Source organism: Bacteroides sp. NSJ-39 (assembly GCF_014287315.1).
Classification (GTDB): domain Bacteria; phylum Bacteroidota; class Bacteroidia; order Bacteroidales; family Bacteroidaceae; genus Bacteroides; species Bacteroides finegoldii.
Window position 1 is genome coordinate 1 of record NZ_JACOOB010000027.1, and the last position, 21,436, is coordinate 21,436.

A 21,436-nucleotide genomic window follows, 5' to 3' on the forward strand; every position below is an offset into this window, starting at 1 on the left:
TTCTACAAAAAAGATAGAAGACTGGGAGAGTTGAACGAAAAAATCAAGAGAAAAGCTCACGTAAAGCAAAGCTTTTCTCTTGATTTTTTAGAAAGAGGAACATTTACTGAATATCCCTATTGAGCACTAAAAGTCATTTGTTTTACCACTATTAACATTATTGTACGCTACTATTGATTCTGCTGCTATCAGCACCGGAAAGTCACATTCACCACATTCTTTTGATTCCTTATATCCATATTTTTTCAATAAGAAAACTCTCAATAAATGTAATAAATCTTCAAAGGTTTGTTGACGCACTTTAGGCTTAAGCTGACATTCCCAGATAACGATTACATTCCATCCCATAGCTTTTATTTTCGCTCTGGCTTTTGCATCCCGTTCTCTATTTCTATTTATTTTCTCAAACCAATATTCAGAATGGGTTTTAGGAGGGACATAAATCGGACAATTCTCATGCCCATGCCAAAAACATCCATGTACAAAAATAACACTTCTATACTTTCTCAAAACAATATCAGGAGTACCTGGCAATCGTTTCACATTAACTCTAAACCTAAAGCCTTGTTTGAATAAGTATCTCCGAACAAGTATTTCCGGTTTAGTGTTTTTGCTACGAATCTTAGACATTACGTAACTTCTCTTCTCTTTTGAATATACGTCCGTCATAACAGTTTTCCATTTATTCAGAACAAAGATAATTGATATTTATTATTTCTCAAAAAATAGACTCCATTAATACTTTGCACACAAATTGCACACGCATCCCGAAAAAAGAAGAAAAGGAGTGATTACGGATGAAAAAGAAATATTATCTTTGCCATTGATAAAGAGCCACTTAAGCAAGAGCATGAAGCGCTAAGAAATAGGAAGACATCGGTTAGTGCTCGATTCATAATCATGAGGTCCCCGGTTCAATCCCGGGTCCCGCTACTTGATAAGAATAAGGCATTTGAGAGGCTTCCACTCTTGGGTGCCTTTTTCTTTTATACATCAATTGGTGCCGGTTTACACTATGGTTTACACCAACGCAAATCATATATCAATCAGATTAAACATCTGTCAAATTCAATGTGGCAAGGTTCAACATATTAAAAAAAATAGCCTCAACTTACAAAAAATTGAGGCTATCGAAATATCACTTAAAAAGTCTCTCTATTCCCATTCTATAGTCGCATTAGGTTTCGGAGACATATCATAACAAACGCGATTTACATTCTTCACTTCTTTCAGGATACGGTCTGTTATCTTCATCAGGATAGGCCATTCTATCGGTTCGATAGTAGCCGTCATAGCATCTACCGTGTTGACAGCGCGAATAATCACCGGCCAATCAAAAGAACGGGCATTATCACGTACACCAACAGATTTAAAATCGGGTACTACTGTAAAGTATTGCCATACCTTTTTATCCAATCCGGCAATCTGAAACTCTTCACGCAAAATAGCATCGGACTCACGTACAGCCTCCAAACGGTCACGCGTTATAGCACCTAAACAACGTACGCCCAAACCTGGACCAGGGAAAGGTTGACGGTAAACCATCTCATAAGGCAATCCCAACTCCAAGCCACAAGCACGAACTTCATCTTTAAATAATTGGCGCAACGGCTCCACAAGCTCGAACTTAAGGTCTTCAGGCAGCCCACCTACGTTATGGTGAGACTTCACCATTTTAGCAGTTTTCGTTCCACTTTCCACAATATCCGGATAAATAGTCCCTTGCCCCAAGAAATCAATACCATTCAGCTTACGTGCTTCTTCTTCGAACACACGAATAAACTCACCACCAATAATTTTACGTTTCTGTTCCGGATCTTCCACACCTGCCAGTTTATTCAAGAAACGATCGGTTACATCTACATAAATAAGATTTGCTTTCAACTGGTTGCTGAATACCTCAACCACATCTTCAGACTCTCCCTTACGCATCAAACCATGATTAACATGTACGCAAACCAGATTGTTACCAATTGCCTTCAGAAGTAAAGCAGCTACCACAGAGCTATCAACTCCACCCGACAGAGCCAACAATACTTTCTTATCGCCCACCTGACGCTTAATCAACTCTATCTGATCATTGACAAAGTTCTTCATGTTCCAGTTAGCTTCAGCTTTACAAACATCGAAAACAAATGATTTCACTGCCGCCTTTATAGCCTCAATATCATCCGCAAATTCTGCCAACTTCACTTCACAAGTTGCTTTATCGTGACCTGCAGCCATGACGGGAATCCCCAAAGTATAGATAGCTGGATTTACATCAATAGCAACGCCATCAATTACATTATTCGGTCCACCATTAATTATAATACCCTTTACATTGGGCAATGCTTTCAGTTCTTCCACTGTGATATCGTGAGGATAAATCTCACTATAAACTCCTAATGCACGGATGGCGCGAGCCAACACCGTATTCTCATGACTACCCAAGTCAAGGATAACAATCATATCCTGCTTCATCTGATTTTGGTTGTTTTTTAAGTTATTGTATTGTTTATTATTCACTATCGTTTCCAAACGGTCTGCAAATATAAAGATTTTTAGAGAGACTATAATACATTGATTCTCTAAAGTTTCAGAACAGAGTCGCGTTTTTTTGCTGTTATATTATTCCAAAGAAAAAAATGAAGTTATACAGACAAGCAAAAATAAAAAAAGAAGCATTCACAAACACTATAGAGTTTGAAAGGCTTCTTTTATCCTAGATATTTTATACATTTGCTGCATAAAACATAATATTTCACCATGAACGAAGAGAAAAGTTCCTTTATAAAAGGTATAAATGAGCAACACCCAGCCGCTTATCATCAGCTTTATAATGAATATTATAAAGCATTGGTGTTGTATGCCATCAACTTTCTCTCTTCCCAACAAGCTGCCGAAGATATTGTACAGGATCTTTTTGCAACTATGTGGGAAAAGAAAATGAGATTCTTATCATTACCTTCTTTCCGGACTTATCTTTATAATTCTATACGAAATGCCTCTCTTAATTATTTAAAACATCAGAATGTAGAATCTCTCTATCTTGAACGCTTGGCAAGCACTTATCGAGAAATCACAGAAGAAGAAGATACCAACGAAGAAGAAGTATACCGGCTACTATTTCGTGCTATCGACAAATTGCCAATACGCTGCCGGGAAATATTCCTATTACATATGAATGGGAAAAAAAATGAAGAAATAGCTACTACACTAGGAATTTCGATCGAAACAGTAAAGACACAAAAGAAAAGAGCTATACAATCTATCAAAGAACAGATGGGCACATGCTACTTTTTACTCCCTTTATGTGACATTTTGTATAGTTCCAACTTTTTCTCTTAATCAAAATAATCTTTTTTATAAAGTTTGTACCTCTTTTCAATATCTAAGTTGTCTTATAAATAAACAATAAGACAATAAAAATATATGAAGGGTAAATTAAATGTAGAAAAATTAGTCGCTAAATATCTCCTTGGCGATATTACAGCTCTCGAAAGAAAACAACTTGAGGATTGGACCAAGAGTTCGCCAGAACGAAAAGAGTTTTTCAATCGTCTATGCACAAATATTGCTTTTCGTGAACGTTACGAAGCTTATTCACATATAAATTCTCATCTTGCCTGGGAACGATTCAAAAAGAAATATTGTCCCTCAATCATTTCAACTTACCTAAAATATGCTGCTATTTTAACAATTCCTATATTAATAATAACAGGGGGATGGTATTTTTCTACATCACCGCAGGTAGAAACTTTGAATAATTTTACTTTGGGAGATGCCATACAACCGGGAATTCCTAAAGCTACACTGATATTAGCGGAAAACAATAAACAATCACTTACCCCCACATATCCAATACCAGTCAAAGTGAATCATTCTACAACTGCCATAGCTCAAAATGGTACACTTATCTATCCGACAACCCCTAATATAAACGACACCCTCCATACAAAACAAAACGAAACTATAGAAAACAATACATTAACAACCGAACAAGGAAATGAATTTAGGGTAACTTTTGAGGATGGAACAACTGTACATCTCAATTATAATACAGAAATACGGTATCCTGTAAAATTCAGTAAGACCAAACGTATAGTTTACCTAAAAGGAGAAGCCTATTTTAAAATAGCTAAAGATAGCCGCCCTTTTTATGTTATCACTGATCATGGAACAATCAAACAGTATGGTACAGAATTTAATGTAAATACATTTATACCTGAACGAACAGAAATTGCATTAGTAAAGGGAAGCATCAGCATTATCTCCAAAGAAAGTGCACAAGAACAGTTTATTAAACCAGGACAACTAGCACATATTGAACAAAAAGGAAATAATGTCTCCATATACGATGTAGACCTCACTCCCTATGTAGCATGGAATGAGGGTCGACTCATTTTTGAAAATCGCACTTTGGAAAATATTGTTGAGATTCTAGAACATTGGTATAATGTTAATATTTCCTTTGGTACTTCCGAACTAAAACAACTTCGATTCACAGGAAACATGGATCGTTATGCTACCATCACTCCCATATTAAAAGCTATTGCACGTACTACAAATCTACAAATAAATATCAAAGACAGAGAGATATTAATCACAGACAATTAATTACTAATTAAACAACAAGAAAGAATGAGAAGAGCAAAATGTAGAGAAAGGATCAGAATACTTTCTCTAGTAATAGCCCTAGTACTATTACCTACAATGATGTTTGCCATCCCGGAAAGTGGCAAAAAAGTAACTTTAAATCTGGAGTCTGTTACTGTCAAAGAGTTTTTTGATGCTTTAAGGCAGCAAACAGGATTGAGCTTTGTCTACAATACAGAGCAGACAAAAACACTAAAACCGATCACTATTCATGTAAAAGATGAAACAGTGGATAATGTACTACGCACAGTTCTTAATGGCACTGGACTTACCTACAGTATGGAAAGGGATATTGTTACTATTTCCAAAACAGAACAGCAAAGTAATAAGCGTATAGCAACAGGTATCGTTTCGGACGAAGAAGGGCAACCTCTACCTGGTGTTAATGTTATTATTAGTGATCTGCAACGTTTTGCCATAACTGACAACAACGGTAAATATAACATAGAGATACCATTCAACACAGCCTGTACTATCACCTTTTCTTACATTGGAATGTCTACTCAACAAATAATGATTAACAGTGGACGGAATGATGTACGAAGAAATATTACTTTAAAAAGTGACACCAAGCTGGATGAAGTAGTTGTTACCGGTATTTATACCCGTAAAGCAGAAAGCTTTACAGGATCAGCAACAACTATTTCTAATAAAGACTTGATGCGAGTAGGTAATCAAAACGTGTTCCAAAGTTTAAAGAATCTTGATCCTACATTATATATTGCAGATAACTTTAATATGGGTTCTGACCCGAATACGACTCCAAACATGTCGATGCGTGGTACATCTAGTTTTCCTACGACTGAAACCAACTCATTAAAAAGCAACTATCAAAATCAACCTAATCAGCCACTATTTATTTTAGATGGATTTGAGACAACAGCGGAAACTGTTATGGATATGGATATGAACCGCATTGAGAGCATTACTATTTTAAAGGATGCATCTGCAAAAGCATTATATGGTTCAAAAGCCGCTAATGGAGTTATTGTCATTGAAACAAAACGCTTAACTGGTAATCAACAACGAGTCACCTACAATGGAAGTATTTCATTAGAAATACCGGATCTAACAAGCTACGACTTATGTAATGCCTGGGAGAAGCTGGAAGCAGAGCGTTTGGATGGAGTATATCACAGTGACGACAATGTTATACAAGAAGGACTGACAAGGCTATATAACGAACGTAAAAAAAATGTAATGGAAGGATTGGATACCTACTGGCTGTCCAAACCTTTACGTACAGGAATTGGGCATAAGCATAATTTAAATATAGAATTAGGAGATTCACAAAATCTTCGAGCAATTATAGATGTCACTTATAATCAAGTAACAGGTGTTATGAAAGGTTCTGATCGCCGTAATATATCAGGAGATTTCAACATCTCATATAGACGCAAGAATCTCATATTTAAAAATATTCTATCTATTTTAGTCAATAAAAGTAATGATTCACCCTATGGTAGCTATAGTGAATATAGTAGAATGAATCCATACTGGGCAGCTACGGATAAAAATGGTAATCTATTGCGTTGGGTAGAATTTCCAGATAATATTCAGACTCGTGTAGCCAATCCACTATATAACGCAACCATAGGTACCAGCTTTACTTCCAATTATTTAAGATTCACCAATAATTTCTATGCGGAATGGTATATTACTCCAACGTGGAAGGCTACAGTACGCTTAGGCATATCACAACAAAGAGATAAAGCAGATGATTTTTATCCAGCCAACCATTCTATGTTCAAAGATTATACGGCTGAAGAGACATTGATTAAACGCGGAAAATACATTCTAGAAAATGGAGAAAGCAATTCAATCTCAAGTGACCTTAATATTAATTATAATAAACTAATCGGAAAGCATACTATCTTTGCTAATGCGGGTTTCTTCATTTCAGAAGACAAATCTTCAGCTTATCAACATACAGCAGAAGGATTCGGTAATAACCAAATTGCAGATATAACCTTCGCACGACAATATGCAGAAGGAGTTACTCCTATTGGATATTCCAGTATAAACCGACAGGCTAGTTTTCTATTAGCTGCATCTTACGATTATGACAATCGTTACTTAGCGGATGCAACTATTAGAGAAAGTGCTTCCTCTTTATATGGTTCAGACAATCGTTGGGCTAACAGTTGGTCTTTTGGCGTAGGTTGGAATCTACATAACGAAGCTTTTATAAAAAATCTTGCTTGGCTTAAACAATTTAAGCTCCGCGCTTCCGTAGGACTTACTGGTAATCAGAACTTCGATACCAATGCAGCACTTGCAACCTATAAGTATTACACAGGAATAAGTTATGGAGGATTTACCGGAGCATACCTAAGCAATATGCCTAATCCTAAACTCAAATGGGAGCAAAAGAAAGATTACAATATAGGATTTGATATGCGTATTGCAAAATTATCTTTAACTTTCGATTATTATTCCGCAGATACGAAAAACATGTTGACCAATGTATCTATACCCACTTCTACCGGCTTCGCTATAGTGAAAGACAACTTAGGCTTAGTACGCAATTCTGGAGTAGAAACCAAAGCGAACTATACTGTGTGGCAAAATAAAAAAGGATTTTTCAATGTATATGGAACATTTACATATACTAAGAATAAAATTATACGTCTATCTGAAAGTATGAGAGCCTACAATGAGAAAATGATGAAAATGGCAGAAAAAGCAGATCAATCTGCCCCTGTGTTAATGTATCAAGACGGACTTTCAATGAATACGATATGGGCAGTACCTTCTGCAGGCATTGATCCGCAAAGTGGAAATGAAATCTATATAAAGAAAGATGGTTCTTATACCTACAAATATTCTGCCAACGATATGGTCGCTGCAGGAGATGCAACTCCCAAATATCGTGGAACAGCAGGATTCACAGCTGAATACAACGGTTTTGGCCTGAGTGCAACAGTGAGTTATCTCGCCGGATGTCAAATGTATAATTCAACATTAGTCGACCGTGTGGAAAATGCTGATATTACCTATAACGTAGACCGTCGTTTACTGCAGGGGCGTTGGACTACTCCAGGACAACAAACGCAATATAAGAAATTCAATTCTTCAACAAGAACCCGCGCAACTACGCGTTTTGTACAGGATCGTAAAGAGCTCAATTTATCCTCTATCAGCGCATACTATGAGTTTCCGAGTTCTATTTATCAGAAATTATATATGGAACGTTTACGTCTCTCATTTTATATAAACGATATTGCCACATTCTCTTCCATCAAAGTAGAAAGAGGACTAAACTATCCATTCGCAAGAACAATGTCTTTCTCATTAAACGCCACATTCTAAAAAAGGAAATACAGTTATGAAAAAATATTTATTGCCAATATTAACAGCAATTGTAACATTGACCTCGTGCAGCGACTGGTTTGATGTTACTTCCAACTCTGAAATTAGAGAAAAAGATCACTATAGCACAGAAACGGGATTTCAACAATCTTTAATAGGTTGCTATATTGGCATGGCAGATGATGCTTTATATGGGAAGACTCTGTCATGGCATGCATTGGAAATATTAGCTCACCAATTCACTCTGGTTAATGAAACGAGCAGTACTCAAGTAGAACACCAACTCCAATCCTATTTATATAAAGGTGTCTATATAAATACTATTATTGAAGATATTTGGGCTAAAAGCTATAATGTTATAGTTAATACAAATGAAGCACTCAAAAATATAGACGAAAAAAGAGATATTTTTGACGACACTAATTATCATGTCATCAAAGGAGAGCTCTTAGCTATACGAGCCTATATACATTTAGATCTGCTCAGACTCTACGGATATGGAAATTGGGCGAACAGGAGTACCCAACTAAACGACAAATTAACAATTCCCTACGTCACTACTGTATCTAAAGATATTACCCCTCAAGCAACAGGAGCCGAAACATTAACTTATATACAAAACGATTTAAAAGAAGCGGCCGACTTGCTCCGAGAGTATGATCCTATCACTAAAAAGCATGGTGAGGATTTTTATGCAGGAATAAACACAGAAGGTTTTTACAAGAATCGTACGCTTCGTCTAAATTACTACGCAGTAAAGGCATTACAAGCCCGTGCCTATTTATGGGAAGGTAGCCAGGAAAGCAAAGCGAAAGCACTGGAAGCTGCAGAAGAAGTTATATCCTTTATTGATAAAGGAGGCTTTAATAGCAAAACTTTAAATACCTACGTCAATTTACTGAAAGCAGGGGAAATCAATGCGAGCAATACATCTTTAGCTAATGAACAACTTTTTGCTCTATCGGTTCCTCAATTAACAGACAAGCTCGCATCTTATATACTCCCCAATTATCAAGATCAAAATGTACAAGCAATGTATCTACAGAAGGATGCAGCATTAGATCTGTATGAAAATATATCTACTGACGTTCGTTTCACTCAACTATTAACTCAAAGCAACTCTGCCACTACTGCCGGATATACTCCCCTAAAAGTATATCAAAGCTCATCGCTGTCAGAGTACAATAAAGACAAACTTTCATTAATACGTCTGCCGGAAGTATATTACATCGCATCGGAATGTTGTGCCAGTGCTACAATTCCAAACACAACAAAAGCTTTGAAATATTTAAATACAATTCGACAAAACAGAGGTATCTATAATGATTTGGAAAATCTAGAGCCTATTGATATTCTTACAGAAATAGGGAAAGAATACCATAAGGAATTCCTATCTGAAGGGATTATGTTCTATTATTATAAAAGAACTAATGCAACCACTATACCCAACTTTAGTAAAGAAATGAGTGATACTGAATACCTACTTCCTTATCCAGATTTTGAATTACAATCAGGTCGCGTTCAATAATTTAATTATACTCTTATGAAAATAAAATATTTATTATCAGCCGTACTTTACGTACTATTTGCTATTTGCATTACAAGCTGTGAGAAAAGTGATATTTCTTATTATAATGAAGAAAGTGCTGCTGTCAGGTTTCCTGTCCACAACACCAGTTTTCCCGACAATATACTAGGATATAATGAATTAGATGAAACCTTTTATATTTCTTATTCCTTTTTAGATGCGGGTACTAGCGATGAAGGGTCAATTATTTACGATATTCCAGTCACACTAATAGGGAATGTCAGTAGTAATGCAAGAAACATTAATTACATTATTGACTCAAAGATTTCTACGGCTCCAAAAGAAAGCTATGAAATCATAGAAGCGGTTATTCCCGCCAATAAATATACAGGCCATATTCGTATAAAGTTATATAATACAGACGAATTAGAGAACACCACTTATATATTGACATTTTTACTAACTAACTCCGATGAATTATCTGCAGGCCCTAAAGAGTATATAACATCACAACTTAGTTGGAATAATCAAATCCCGTCTCCTCCTAACACTGTATATACTCGAACATACAATATGATAATAGCAGGTGAAAACAACTTTTTATCAACAAGCAATAACAGTTATAGTAATAGAGCATTACGGGTAATTGTAGACGCATTAGGCTGGACTAACTGGGATGACGCTAGCGCCCATAATGGATTGCATAATACTGACGGCTATAAATATTTGCCTAAATATTCTTTTATATACAGCGACAACTCATATCAAGCTTACTCTGCAAAGGTAGGAGAATATATAAAACAATATAACATAGAACACCCTAATGATCCATTAGTACACGATGGAGGAAAAAATATCGGTAAACCTATTCAAAGTAGATTTCATTAAAAAAGAAAAATCATGAAAAGTAACATCAATTATATGCTCATTTTATTCCTATTAAACATATTTAGTTTATCAGGATGTTATGATGATAAAAGCACCTTTGCCAATAATTCTATAGAATATGTCACTATTGACACAACTGGAATATCAAAATTACAATATGTAGGTTATCAGGAACAACTGGATATTACTCCAAAAATTCAACCTGAAAAACCTGGACTTCAGTACCAATGGGCATTGACCGACATACCCAATTCAGCGGGTGAACTAGAAGTTATCAGTACTGAAAAAGAACTCCATTACATTATGAATCGACCAGTTTCAGCCCAACCTTATTACTTATTACTGACTGTAACTGATACAGAAAATGGAGAACTGCAAAACACTTGTATATGGACAGTATATGTACAAGGAACTTTTACCAGCGGCCTACTTGTCGCAGATTCTAAGGGAGAAACTTCCGATTTTACTTATATCAAAAATCAGACAGTTTCCGAACTATATGACAAAGAAGAGAAAATATATCGCCAAATTTTGGAAACGGCCAATAGTATGCCTTATCCCGGTATTATAACCTCCATGGCTTTCAATAATTTTAGTAATAAAACTAATCAAGTCTGGGCAATTACCTCCGAAGGTTATTGTAGTCGTTTTAATTGCCAAGATTTCTCCGAGAATGGCAACTCGGACTCTGAGAGTCTACTTCCTTTCAAACCGGAAGGATTTAAATTTATTTCTTTTTTCAAAGCTCATCAACGCTTCTTTGCTAATACCAATAATGGTATGTATAGTTTCATGCCACAAGCTGCCAATATATTCGCTGTTCCTGATGGCACAGTCGCTGGGTGTAACATTAACAACAATATATATGCCAATAATACTGATGAAAATAATGCTAGTTACTACCTTGTATGGTTAGACAAAGAAAAAGGTTCTTTTTTAGCTTACACCAGCCCCGGATTTAATCAATATGCTTGTAAAGGATACAAAGAAAATAATGCATTCAATCCCAATGATATGGGTAATCAATCAGCAGTTGCAGCAATTACTACAGAAAACGGCAAACAAACTGCATTCTGTTTAAAACAAGATGATACGGGTACATACGCAATCTATACCTTAAACAACTATGTAGCTGCTGTTACAGAATGGAATGAAGAATTAGGAGAAACTATTGAAATATCTCCCGCAATAGAAGCCACAGCTCAAAGCAAATACACTATACCTAATGAAGGGAAAATATTACTCGACCAAGCCGTATCTGTATTCTTTGCTAAAAAAGAAAACGTACTATATGTTGCTACCCAACAAGGTCTTTATGCAATTACTTATGGTATGGGAAATACAGCTACAGTTAATTCTGTTGCCAAATTCAACCCTGAAGCAGACGAAAACATTACTTTAGCTAAACTTTTCCAGCAAGGTTACTACACCAGAAACCTTCATAATGTTGTCGGGAACAATGCCAGTATGCCTGAACTTCCTTGGAATAATAAGGCAGTCATCGTAGCAACACAAAATAGCAATTCGGAAGGAAAGCTATATGTTATTCCTATGACATCACAAGTTGGAACAGGTAATTTAGACAATTCCAAAGCTCTCAAGTATGATGGTTTCAACAAAATCAATGATGTAATAACAATTAGTTTCTAATTTCGCATCTTATTAAAAATATAAATAACAGAGACTGATATGAGAAAAAAAATCCTCTTACTCGCAGTATTAGTGGTAGCCTCGGCTACCACTATCGATGCACAACGTAAATTTCCATTCTTTTGGAAAAAGAAGAAAACAAAAACGGAACAGACTACTCCGGCAAAAAAAGAAAGTGAATACGACAAACTATTTAAAAAGAAACATGAAACAGCAAAAGGGCTAATTACACTACACTTGCTAGACGGAAAAGTATATTTTGAGCTTCCTGTAGATTTAATCAATAAAGATATGCTCATTGGCTCCACCGTTACTAGTATTTCCGATAATGGCAATGCAGTAGTCGGTTCTAAACCGACCGATCTGCTCCATGTTATGTTTACACGCAATAAAACACATGTACAGTTACGTCAGGTAAACACTGACTATATTACCGGTAACACACAAATTGATGAAGCTTTACGCAAAAGTACACTGGGAGCAATTTTAAGCAACCAAAAGATTCAAGCATACAATAATGACTCTACTGCTATCATTTTTGATATGAGCAGCGTCTTCCTGGGCGACAATAAAAAGATGAGTCCCTTCGACAAAAATTCTATTTATGGAATGTATAATCGTACAGAGAATTATCAATCTGACTGCTCGTACATTTCACAAATCAAGGCTTTCAAAGATAATGTTTCTATTAAAAGCTGTCTGTCATATACATTCTCTGTCAGCAATTCACAAGGGACATCACTCATAAAAGACCGTCCATTCACCGCAGAAATGACACGTTCCATCATGCTGTTAAAAGAAAAACCTTACCGTCCACGTATGGCAGATTACCGGATCGGTGTATTTTTTACCGGACGCGAACAACTAGGCGAAGGAGCTAAAACGACCGCACCCGTTTACTATGCCAATCGATGGGATATACAACCGTCCGACACCGCCGCCTACTTACGTGGAGAGAAAGTGAAACCCACTAAACAGATTGTCTTCTACATCGATAATACTTTCCCGGAGAAATGGAAACCATATTTGCGGGAAGGAGTCACCCAATGGAATGAATTATTTGAACAGATTGGATTCAAAGATGTTGTAGCAGCCAAAGATTTCCCGACAGATGATCCGGAATTCGATCCCGACAATATCAAATATTCATGTGTCCGCTATGCTCCATCAAGCATTGAAAATGCAATGGGACCATCATGGGTAGACCCACGAAGCGGCGAAATCCTGAATGCCTCCGTATATCTATATCACAATGTCATCAAACTTATCAGCAACTGGTTGTTCGTGCAAACCGCACAAGCCGATAAAGATGTACGCACAGTCAATATTCCGGATGAAATGGTTGGAGATGCGTTGCGCTATGTACTTTCACATGAAATCGGGCACTGTTTAGGATTTATGCATAACATGGGAGCTTCTTCCACCTTCCCGGTAGATTCTTTACGTTCACCGGAATTCACGCAGAAGTATGGAACCACTCCTTCCATCATGGACTATGCCCGCTTCAACTATGTAGCACAACCTGGCGATAAAGAACGTGGCGTTAAATTGACTCCTCCCCGCTTTGGTGAATACGACAAATACCTCATTAAATGGACGTATACTCCAGTATTCAATGTTAATTCTGCAGAGGAAGAAGCAATTATAACAGGCAAATGGATCAGTGATGCCATTAAAGAGAATCCTGTGTACCGATATGGAAAACAACAAGTATATGGGGTTGTTGATCCCCGTTCACAAACGGAAGATATTGGTGACAACTCTGTGAAAGCAACTCGATATGGCATCAAGAACCTTAAGTATATTATGAATAATCTGGAAAGTTGGATTTCTGAAGGTGACGATACATACGAATACCGTGAAGATTTATTTATTGGTATCGTAGAACAACTTGCAATGTATGTTACCCATGTAGCAGGCAATGTAGGCGGCTATTTTGTCAACGAAGTTAAGGAAGGAGACACAATGCCACGTTTTGCACAGATTCCGAAGGCACAACAAAAAGAAGCCCTGAATTACCTATTCGAGATTTATAACGATCTGGATTGGCTTGACAACAAAAACTTGTTAACTAAATTCCCGGTTTCCGGTTCCCCTAAACAAACTATTCAAAACTTCATGTTGAGATATATACTGCCTGTACCTTTCCAGGTATCACAATACGAAGGATTAGAAAAAGATTCATTTACTGCTGCCGAGGCTTTCAACATGATATACAATTTTGTATGGAAGCCGACCATTTCCGGACGTACATTAACAGAATCCCAAATGAATCTCCAGAAACAATATATATACATGATGATGCAAACTGCCGGCTTCACAATCAAAGGAGCCGGGAAAGCATTGGCCGGAGAAAAGCTATTAGACATCAATCACCGCCAATTCGGATATACTTGTTGCCAGGGACATGCCATCAAAGAGGGTGTCATGCACAACCCTGTAGCAGGTTTTGAATGGAGACCGTTGAATCGTTTTTCTATGACAGCCAAAGTTACCCAGGCAGATGTATACGCATATATAGCTAAAGCGAAACAACTGATGAAGCAGAAGGCAGCCGGTGCATCAGGGAAAACTAAAGCTCACTATGAATTATTATTAAAGATGCTCGACATCAACTTAAAATAAAGGAGGGACAAAAGATGAAAAAACTATTTTTATGGTTAATGCCAATTTTGTTGATTATCGGATCAACAAATGAAGCCAATGCCCGCTCCAAAAAGAAAAAAGGAAAAGCAAAAACCGAACAACAGATTGACAGTGTTCAAAAGAAAAAAAGGAGTGTCTACGACAAGCTTTTCAAAGATAAGAAGAAACATACAGTCAATAAAGGGACAATCACAGTTCATCAGTACGAGGATAAGATTTATCTGGAACTACCGGTTGAATTAATGGGACGGGATTTTTTAGTAAATTCTGCCATCACTACTGCAAGTGACATTTCGCTGGCAGGCACAAAAGCTGCTCAAAGTAGGTATCTGATTATTGATAAAACCGATTCATTAATATTATTCCGAGATCCGAAATACAATGTTCGCCTCAACGAACAGGACGATAATCAAGAAGCGGCTTTTGCATTATCTCGTAGTAATGCTATTTACAAAGCATTTCCAATTGAAGGATACACCAGCGATTCAACGGCTGTTGTATTTAATGTCACTTCCTATTTCTCTTGTTCCAATAAAGATGTACTCAATCTTAGCGGACGCAGTTATGGAGGTATGCTCACAATTGTAAGTGCTTCCCCTCAAAGTAAAACATCTTTTGTGGACTCTGCAGACGCATTCGACAATTGTATCAGTATCACTCAAAACTGTACTGCAAAGTTGAGCATCAGCATCATGGGATTCGTCTCCAAAGAACAACCGGAATTAACCATGTCGGTACAAACGACACTAGCCCTACTGTCGAAAGAAAAAATGAACACCCGCGAAGCCAACCCACGTGTAGGAACAGGTTATATCGCATACACGGACTATCGTAATGAAAAACGTTTCAAGAAAGGATATTATGTAACACGACGTAATATAACGACACAACAACCTGTTGTTTTCTACATCGACACTCTGATTCAAGATAGCTGGGTAAAAGCCATCCAAAAAAGTGCAGATGAATGGAATATAATATTTGAAGACTTAGGAATAGGAAAACCAATCATAATAAAACCGTATGAGAAAGATTCAACTTTCCGTGCTAATAACCCAATGATAAATACGATTGCTTTCCTGAATAACAACAACTCGGAAGTTACCGCATACAATGTCACTGACTTACGCACTGGAGAAATCTTAAGTAGCAAGATAGGAGTACCACGCGACCTTGCCGTCAGTGTACGCCGTAATGGAGTATACCAAATGGCAGAGATTGATCCACGCTTCCGGACTTATTACATTGCCGATGAGGTGATCTGTGAAAATCTGACAGCACGTATGCTAAAAGCATTTGGCCTTAGTTTGGGATTGGCAACTAATTTGGCTGGTTCTGTAGCATATTCCCCTGAAGAACTGCGTTCTCCTGAATTTACTCAAAAATATGGTATCACAGCTTCAGTCATGGACAATGTATTATACAATTATCTGGCACAGCCCGGTGATAAAGAAAAAGGAGTGGTATTGATTGTCGACAAACCGGGTGTATGTGATGCATTTACGCTTAAATATCTGTATGCCGCCACCAGTGAAAATGAATCAGACACATTGAAGAAATGGGCTATGGAACACGATGGAGATCCACGCTATTTCTATGGAAAGCGTTCACCAGCTTATGCTACAGACCCGCGTTGCCAAAACTATGATTTAGGTAATGATCCGATAGCCTCTTTAGATGCACAAATTGCTCATGTGAAATATGTAGTTAAAAATAGTCCTGCCTGGTTTCACGACGATAATATTCCCAATGATTACCGGGAGCTATTTCCTGATTTTGTGATTATTGAATTAATCAATAAAACATTGTCACCTGTATCTTCTTATATCGGAGGTATTTATATCAATGAAGCCAACGAAAAAAGCAATGTACCTTCATATCAACCGGTATCGGCAGATATGCAAAAGAAAGTCTTACAAAAAATATTCAGTACCTTCTATGATTTAAGCTGGCTGGATTCTAATAAGGACTTTTTGCGTTTAGGTGGTGTTAATCCTGATATGTCAATATGGATTTACAATAACGGGTACCCAATAATGTCTTTAATGTTTCGTTTGATGCGTATGGGATTGAGTGTGGAGAAATCAACTAAACCTTATACCCAAGAAGCCTATTTGAATGATATAGAGAAACAATTATTCAAAGAAACTTTAAAGGGGAAACCTTTAAGTGCTCCAATGATTGCACAACTGTCTGTATATATCAGTTCTTTAAAAGGAATGTGTCCTACATTAAAGGCTATTGATAAGGCTGTATCAACAAAAGTTACTTCTATTGCTCTCAACGAGCAAACTAATCATAAGTTACAAGCATTAGAATTGCTGACAACTTTAGCCCCTATATCTGCAACAGAAAAACAATCTGGTATGGAACCTATGACTTCTGTTAATTTCTACTCCGGTACAGATATCGAAGCCATTTGCTATGATAAGTTGAAAAGTGCACGCCGCTATTTAACACAAGCCTGCGCTTTAGCCCGTAATGATATTGAGCGTGGAAAGTGCAATTATCTGATAAAGATGATAGACCGAGTCTTATAAACAAAATATTAATCTCTTAAATTATTGAGCTATGAAAAAAGTAATTTTCTTTTCACTATTGTTCATTACAACAATTGTTTTAGCACAAAATTTTGCAGGAAAAGTATCAGGAACAGTAACTTTTGAGTCTGATAAAACTCCTATACCTGAAGCAAGTGTAGTAGTAAAAGGAACAACCAATGGAACCATAACTGATATAAATGGAAAATATACTTTATCAAATGTACCTAGCAATGGGATACTCATTTTTAGCTTTGTTGGATGTGAAACTCAGGAAGTCAAAGTGAAAGGACAAAGAATTATAAATGTTGTATTAAAAGACGACAGTATGCCAACTGATACGATTTCACACAAGTAATATGAATACCGAGAGGATTGTTGTAAAACAACTGCAGGACACCCCAAACAGACTTTTACGACATCCTCTTATAACAAATTCAAAATGAAACGTACATTGTATTTTCATATCATTTTTTTTGTTTTACTCTGTATGCCCTTCCTTTAATGGCACAACAATACGGAAACTTATCCGGCACTGTAACCGAATGGAAAGGTGCTATAGGTATAGCCGTATCGAATGCAAACGTTCAAATCATTACATCCTTAAATGATACGCTTGGTACCGTAGTAGTAGGAGGCATCTTTTATTTCAAAAAATTACCTGTAGGCAAAACAGTGATTATTACTTCCTTAATAGGAAAGGAAACTAATAAACAACATATCATCATTATCGCTAATAAGGAAGTAACAGTAAATATAGAAATGCGTGAGAAGTCTACTCAACTGCAAGAAGTCGTAGTGAAGGGTAAAGTACCTATTGTAACAATACGTCAGGACACCTTGATTTATAATGCAGCAGCCGTAAATACAATGGACGGAGATGAAACAATGAAGATTTTAGAACAAATGCCGGGAGTGGAGGCTGGAAGTAATGAGGTTTCAGTAATGGGAAAGAAAATTACAAAGACATATATTGATGGCAAATTAATTTTTGGTCATAATCCTCTTGCAGCCCTGAAGAATCTCCCGGCTTATGATGTTGTCAACATTAAGGTTTTCGATGAATACCGTAATAAACATGCCAAAGAAGAAATATTAAGCGGTGACAAAATACGTGTACTTAACATTGAAACAAAAAGTAAACTTATAAATTCTACATCAGGACACTTACTTGCCAGTGGCGGAGCTAATCTGAATAAAAAAGATAAAGGAATAGGAAGTGATTTTCGGAAAGGTATAGGTGGTACAGGTAATTTCTTCTCCGAGAAATTTATTCTAACCGGAAATGCCTTTTATAACAACACAGGAATTCGTTCTAACCGGATCAATGATATATTAAATGCCGGCAATTCGAGCAATAATTATCAAGAGAACACATACACTAATGTAAATTTTGAATACAACAAGGAGTTGGATAACGGAATAAGTCAGTATTTCACTGGTGGGTATAGTATGGAAAGAAATGAAACTACTTCTATGGACCAAACACGGCAAGAGTATTTTCCAGCCGATACATACCAACAGCGCAGCTACAAAGACTCTACATACAATGAGTCCATACGAAACAATCATAGAGTATATTTATCATCCAATACAGGAAATATCCACTGGGGGAATCTCGAAACAAATCATGTTCTGGAGTTCAGAAAAGATAAACAGTATAATTTACAAGGAATAGAAAATATAGAAAATCATATACTAACATCTAAAAGTTCATTACACAATTCCGGTAAAAATAAAGTTTATGATTTGGATGGACGGATATATTATTACAATGCCATAAAACGAGTTTCTTATGGAACTTCTATCCATTATACATTCAATTCTAATAACGAACAATCCCAACGTATAGACACACTGGAAACCTCACAAACAAAACTTTTGCTTTCAATACCTGCTAATGATAGGAATGTTAATATTAACGGCTCCACACATATTAAATGGGCCTTAGACAAAAAGGACATCAATAGAATGTTCCTTATATTTCAATACGATATGGAGTATAGTCGAGGAGAGGTAAATCAGATTGGATGGAATTTGCTCAATCCGCTTCAACCGGAAATAGAAGAAGCCAATACATATAGTTATCGTAACCGGACATTATCTCATAAACCTAAGTTGACATTTAACGGGAAAATTTACAAAAATATTGCACTGATAGTAGACGCTTCTGCTGTCTTTTCTCGAATTAGCAGGGACGAAGCAACGACAGACAATTACGAAAAGACACTCTGCACTCCATTTTTGAATATAAATTTCATGAACCAATCCTTTATCAACAATTGGTCCTTGGGTTATATAATGTCAGGAGGACTTCCCTCCATTATCCAACTTCGTCCACAAGTAGACAACAGTAACCCTTATTTATTACGTAGTGGAAACCCTAATCTAAAATATACGCTCAGTCATATTTTAAATATTGGATACAATAAACTATATCCTAAAACAGGTGATATGCTCATCGGTGGTGCATCAATCAAATTAATAAAACGCCAGATCGTAGGACGCACCACTTATTTTCAAGAAAAGACTTCATTGCCGGAACTTAACTACACAGTTCCTGCATACAGTTCACTGATAAGTTATGAGAATATAAATGGATATGCAAATGCTCTCATTTTCTGTAGTTGGCGTCATCCCATTCGCTCCATTAAGTCAAGATACACAATACGAGCGGATTTTTCCTATTTAAAGAATCCATACTATATTGGTAATGAACAAGTAACAACACGAAGTTATTCACCTATTTTATCCAATTCGTTATTGCTCAATATAACTAAGAATATAAATATTTCGTTGAATACCAAAAGTGCTTACACTTATTCTAATAATAAAGAAGAAAACTATAAGATATTGGGACAAAACGTCGGAATGGAAATGAAAATAGACCGAATACTCAAAACTTGTTATTGGCATGCAACATACAGTTTTCAGTTTCTACAAAATTTTGGTACAACAGAGGACATCACCCGGAGCCATAAACTGAACTGCAATATCGGCTACAAATTGTTCAAAGGTAAAGCCGACATAAGCTTTTGCGTTTATGATCTACTCAATAAATTCAAGAATGTTAAAACCATGATGATGTCCAACTATATTGAGACTACTCATACTAATTACTTCGGACGTTATTTTACTATCAATTTAGCGTGGAGATTCAACAAAATCAAGTCAGAACGCAGTAATCTATCAGATGGCGGACTCAATGATATTATCAAGTTAGACTAACATTTTCGCCTATTTTACAAAAAATCATGTGATAACTAAATAAAGAATCTATCAATCATTTAAAATAATAATTATGAGTACTCCTATTGTCGAAGTCAAGCATTTATCCCATCGTTATAGTGTCGATTGGGCCATTCGCGATATCAATTTTTCTATTGAAAAAACAGGAATATTAGGTCTGTTAGGGTCTAATGGAGCAGGTAAGTCCACCACTATGAATATCATCTGTGGAGTTTTAAATCAAACGGAAGGGGATGTATTTATCAATGGCATCGATCTACGAAAAAATCCGGTTGAAGCAAAAAAACATATTGGTTTCTTACCTCAAAAACCACCTCTCCATCCGGACTTGACTGTCGACGAATATCTCATACACTGTGCCACATTGCGGAGAATGGAGAAATCTAAAATTCGTGAAGCTGTAGAAATAGCTAAAGAACGTTGCGCTATTGCCCATTTTAGCAAACGACTGATAAAGAATCTTTCAGGCGGGTATCAACAAAGAGTAGGAATTGCACAGGCTATTGTACATAATCCTCCATTCGTAGTACTTGATGAACCTACAAACGGGCTTGATCCTAACCAAATTGTCGAAATACGCAATCTGATTAAAGAAATTGCTGAAGATCATTCTGTCCTACTCTCCACTCATATCCTGTCGGAAGTGCAAGCTACCTGCAATGATATTCGCATGATTGAGCATGGTAAAGTCGTATTTTCAGGTAGCATGAAAGACTTTGATAACTATGTGGTTCCAAGTAGTTTCACCGTTACATTTGCCCTTCCCCCTTCTATAGAAGAACTAGCAAAGATAGAACATGTGTTGAATATAGAAGAACTCTATCCCGGTACATTCCGGATACGCTTTGATGACGATGAAAACATAACTGAACGAGTAGTAGCCTTAAGCATACAAAACGGATGGCGGCTGAAAGAAATCACGATGGAACGCTGCTCTCTTGACATAATCTTTGCACAACTATCGGGAAAACTTAAAAATAATATCTAA

13 protein-coding genes are annotated in these 21,436 nt (G+C 36.6%); 11 read left to right on the forward strand and 2 right to left on the reverse strand.

Translation table 11 applies throughout. The features are described from left to right. Positions 1 to 126: 126 nt before the first annotated feature. Positions 127 to 669: a very short patch repair endonuclease gene (locus tag H8S63_RS18715; RefSeq protein WP_186927612.1), complete on the reverse strand. Its 543-nt coding sequence runs from the start codon at positions 667 to 669 to the stop codon at positions 127 to 129. Positions 670 to 1,155: 486 nt separating this feature from the next. After that, on the reverse strand, positions 1,156 to 2,463 hold the full coding sequence (gene guaA, locus H8S63_RS18720; RefSeq protein ID WP_004314576.1) for a glutamine-hydrolyzing GMP synthase: 1,308 nt from the start codon (positions 2,461 to 2,463) through the stop codon (positions 1,156 to 1,158). Positions 2,464 to 2,748: 285 nt separating this feature from the next. On the opposite strand from guaA, the gene H8S63_RS18725 reads away from it, so the two are divergent. From H8S63_RS18725 to H8S63_RS18775, 11 genes are all read left to right on the forward strand, one after another. Next, entirely contained in the window at positions 2,749 to 3,330 is a 582-nt protein-coding gene (locus tag H8S63_RS18725) for an RNA polymerase sigma-70 factor (protein WP_186927613.1), read from the forward strand. 84 nt (positions 3,331 to 3,414) lie between these two features. After that, entirely contained in the window at positions 3,415 to 4,599 is a 1,185-nt protein-coding gene (locus H8S63_RS18730) for a FecR family protein (RefSeq protein WP_186927614.1), read from the forward strand. Between the two features lie 24 nt (positions 4,600 to 4,623). Continuing rightward, positions 4,624 to 7,950, forward strand: coding sequence for a SusC/RagA family TonB-linked outer membrane protein (locus H8S63_RS18735; RefSeq protein WP_186927615.1), 3,327 nt, complete (start codon positions 4,624 to 4,626; stop codon positions 7,948 to 7,950). Positions 7,951 to 7,966: 16 nt separating this feature from the next. Beyond that, the gene (locus tag H8S63_RS18740) at positions 7,967 to 9,478 is read left to right on the forward strand and encodes a RagB/SusD family nutrient uptake outer membrane protein (protein WP_186927616.1); all 1,512 of its coding nucleotides are present in this window, start codon (positions 7,967 to 7,969) and stop codon (positions 9,476 to 9,478) included. Positions 9,479 to 9,493: 15 nt separating this feature from the next. Continuing rightward, positions 9,494 to 10,366: a DUF4843 domain-containing protein gene (locus H8S63_RS18745; RefSeq protein WP_186927617.1), complete on the forward strand. Its 873-nt coding sequence runs from the start codon at positions 9,494 to 9,496 to the stop codon at positions 10,364 to 10,366. Between the two features lie 12 nt (positions 10,367 to 10,378). Continuing rightward, positions 10,379 to 12,016 (forward strand): PKD-like family lipoprotein, encoded by a 1,638-nt coding sequence (locus tag H8S63_RS18750; protein ID WP_186927618.1) that lies wholly within the window; start codon positions 10,379 to 10,381, stop codon positions 12,014 to 12,016. A 39-nt stretch (positions 12,017 to 12,055) separates the two neighbouring features. Beyond that, a complete protein-coding gene (locus tag H8S63_RS18755) occupies positions 12,056 to 14,641 on the forward strand; it encodes a zinc-dependent metalloprotease (RefSeq protein ID WP_186927619.1) in 2,586 nt (861 codons plus the stop codon). A 14-nt stretch (positions 14,642 to 14,655) separates the two neighbouring features. Beyond that, a complete protein-coding gene (locus tag H8S63_RS18760; protein WP_186927620.1) occupies positions 14,656 to 17,199 on the forward strand; it encodes a zinc-dependent metalloprotease in 2,544 nt (847 codons plus the stop codon). A gap of 31 nt (positions 17,200 to 17,230) precedes the next feature. Continuing rightward, positions 17,231 to 17,557 (forward strand): carboxypeptidase-like regulatory domain-containing protein, encoded by a 327-nt coding sequence (locus tag H8S63_RS18765; protein WP_186927621.1) that lies wholly within the window; start codon positions 17,231 to 17,233, stop codon positions 17,555 to 17,557. Positions 17,558 to 17,703: 146 nt separating this feature from the next. Then, positions 17,704 to 20,427, forward strand: coding sequence for an outer membrane beta-barrel protein (locus H8S63_RS18770; RefSeq protein ID WP_186927622.1), 2,724 nt, complete (start codon positions 17,704 to 17,706; stop codon positions 20,425 to 20,427). Positions 20,428 to 20,500: 73 nt separating this feature from the next. Continuing rightward, positions 20,501 to 21,436: an ABC transporter ATP-binding protein gene (locus tag H8S63_RS18775; protein WP_118220118.1), complete on the forward strand. Its 936-nt coding sequence runs from the start codon at positions 20,501 to 20,503 to the stop codon at positions 21,434 to 21,436.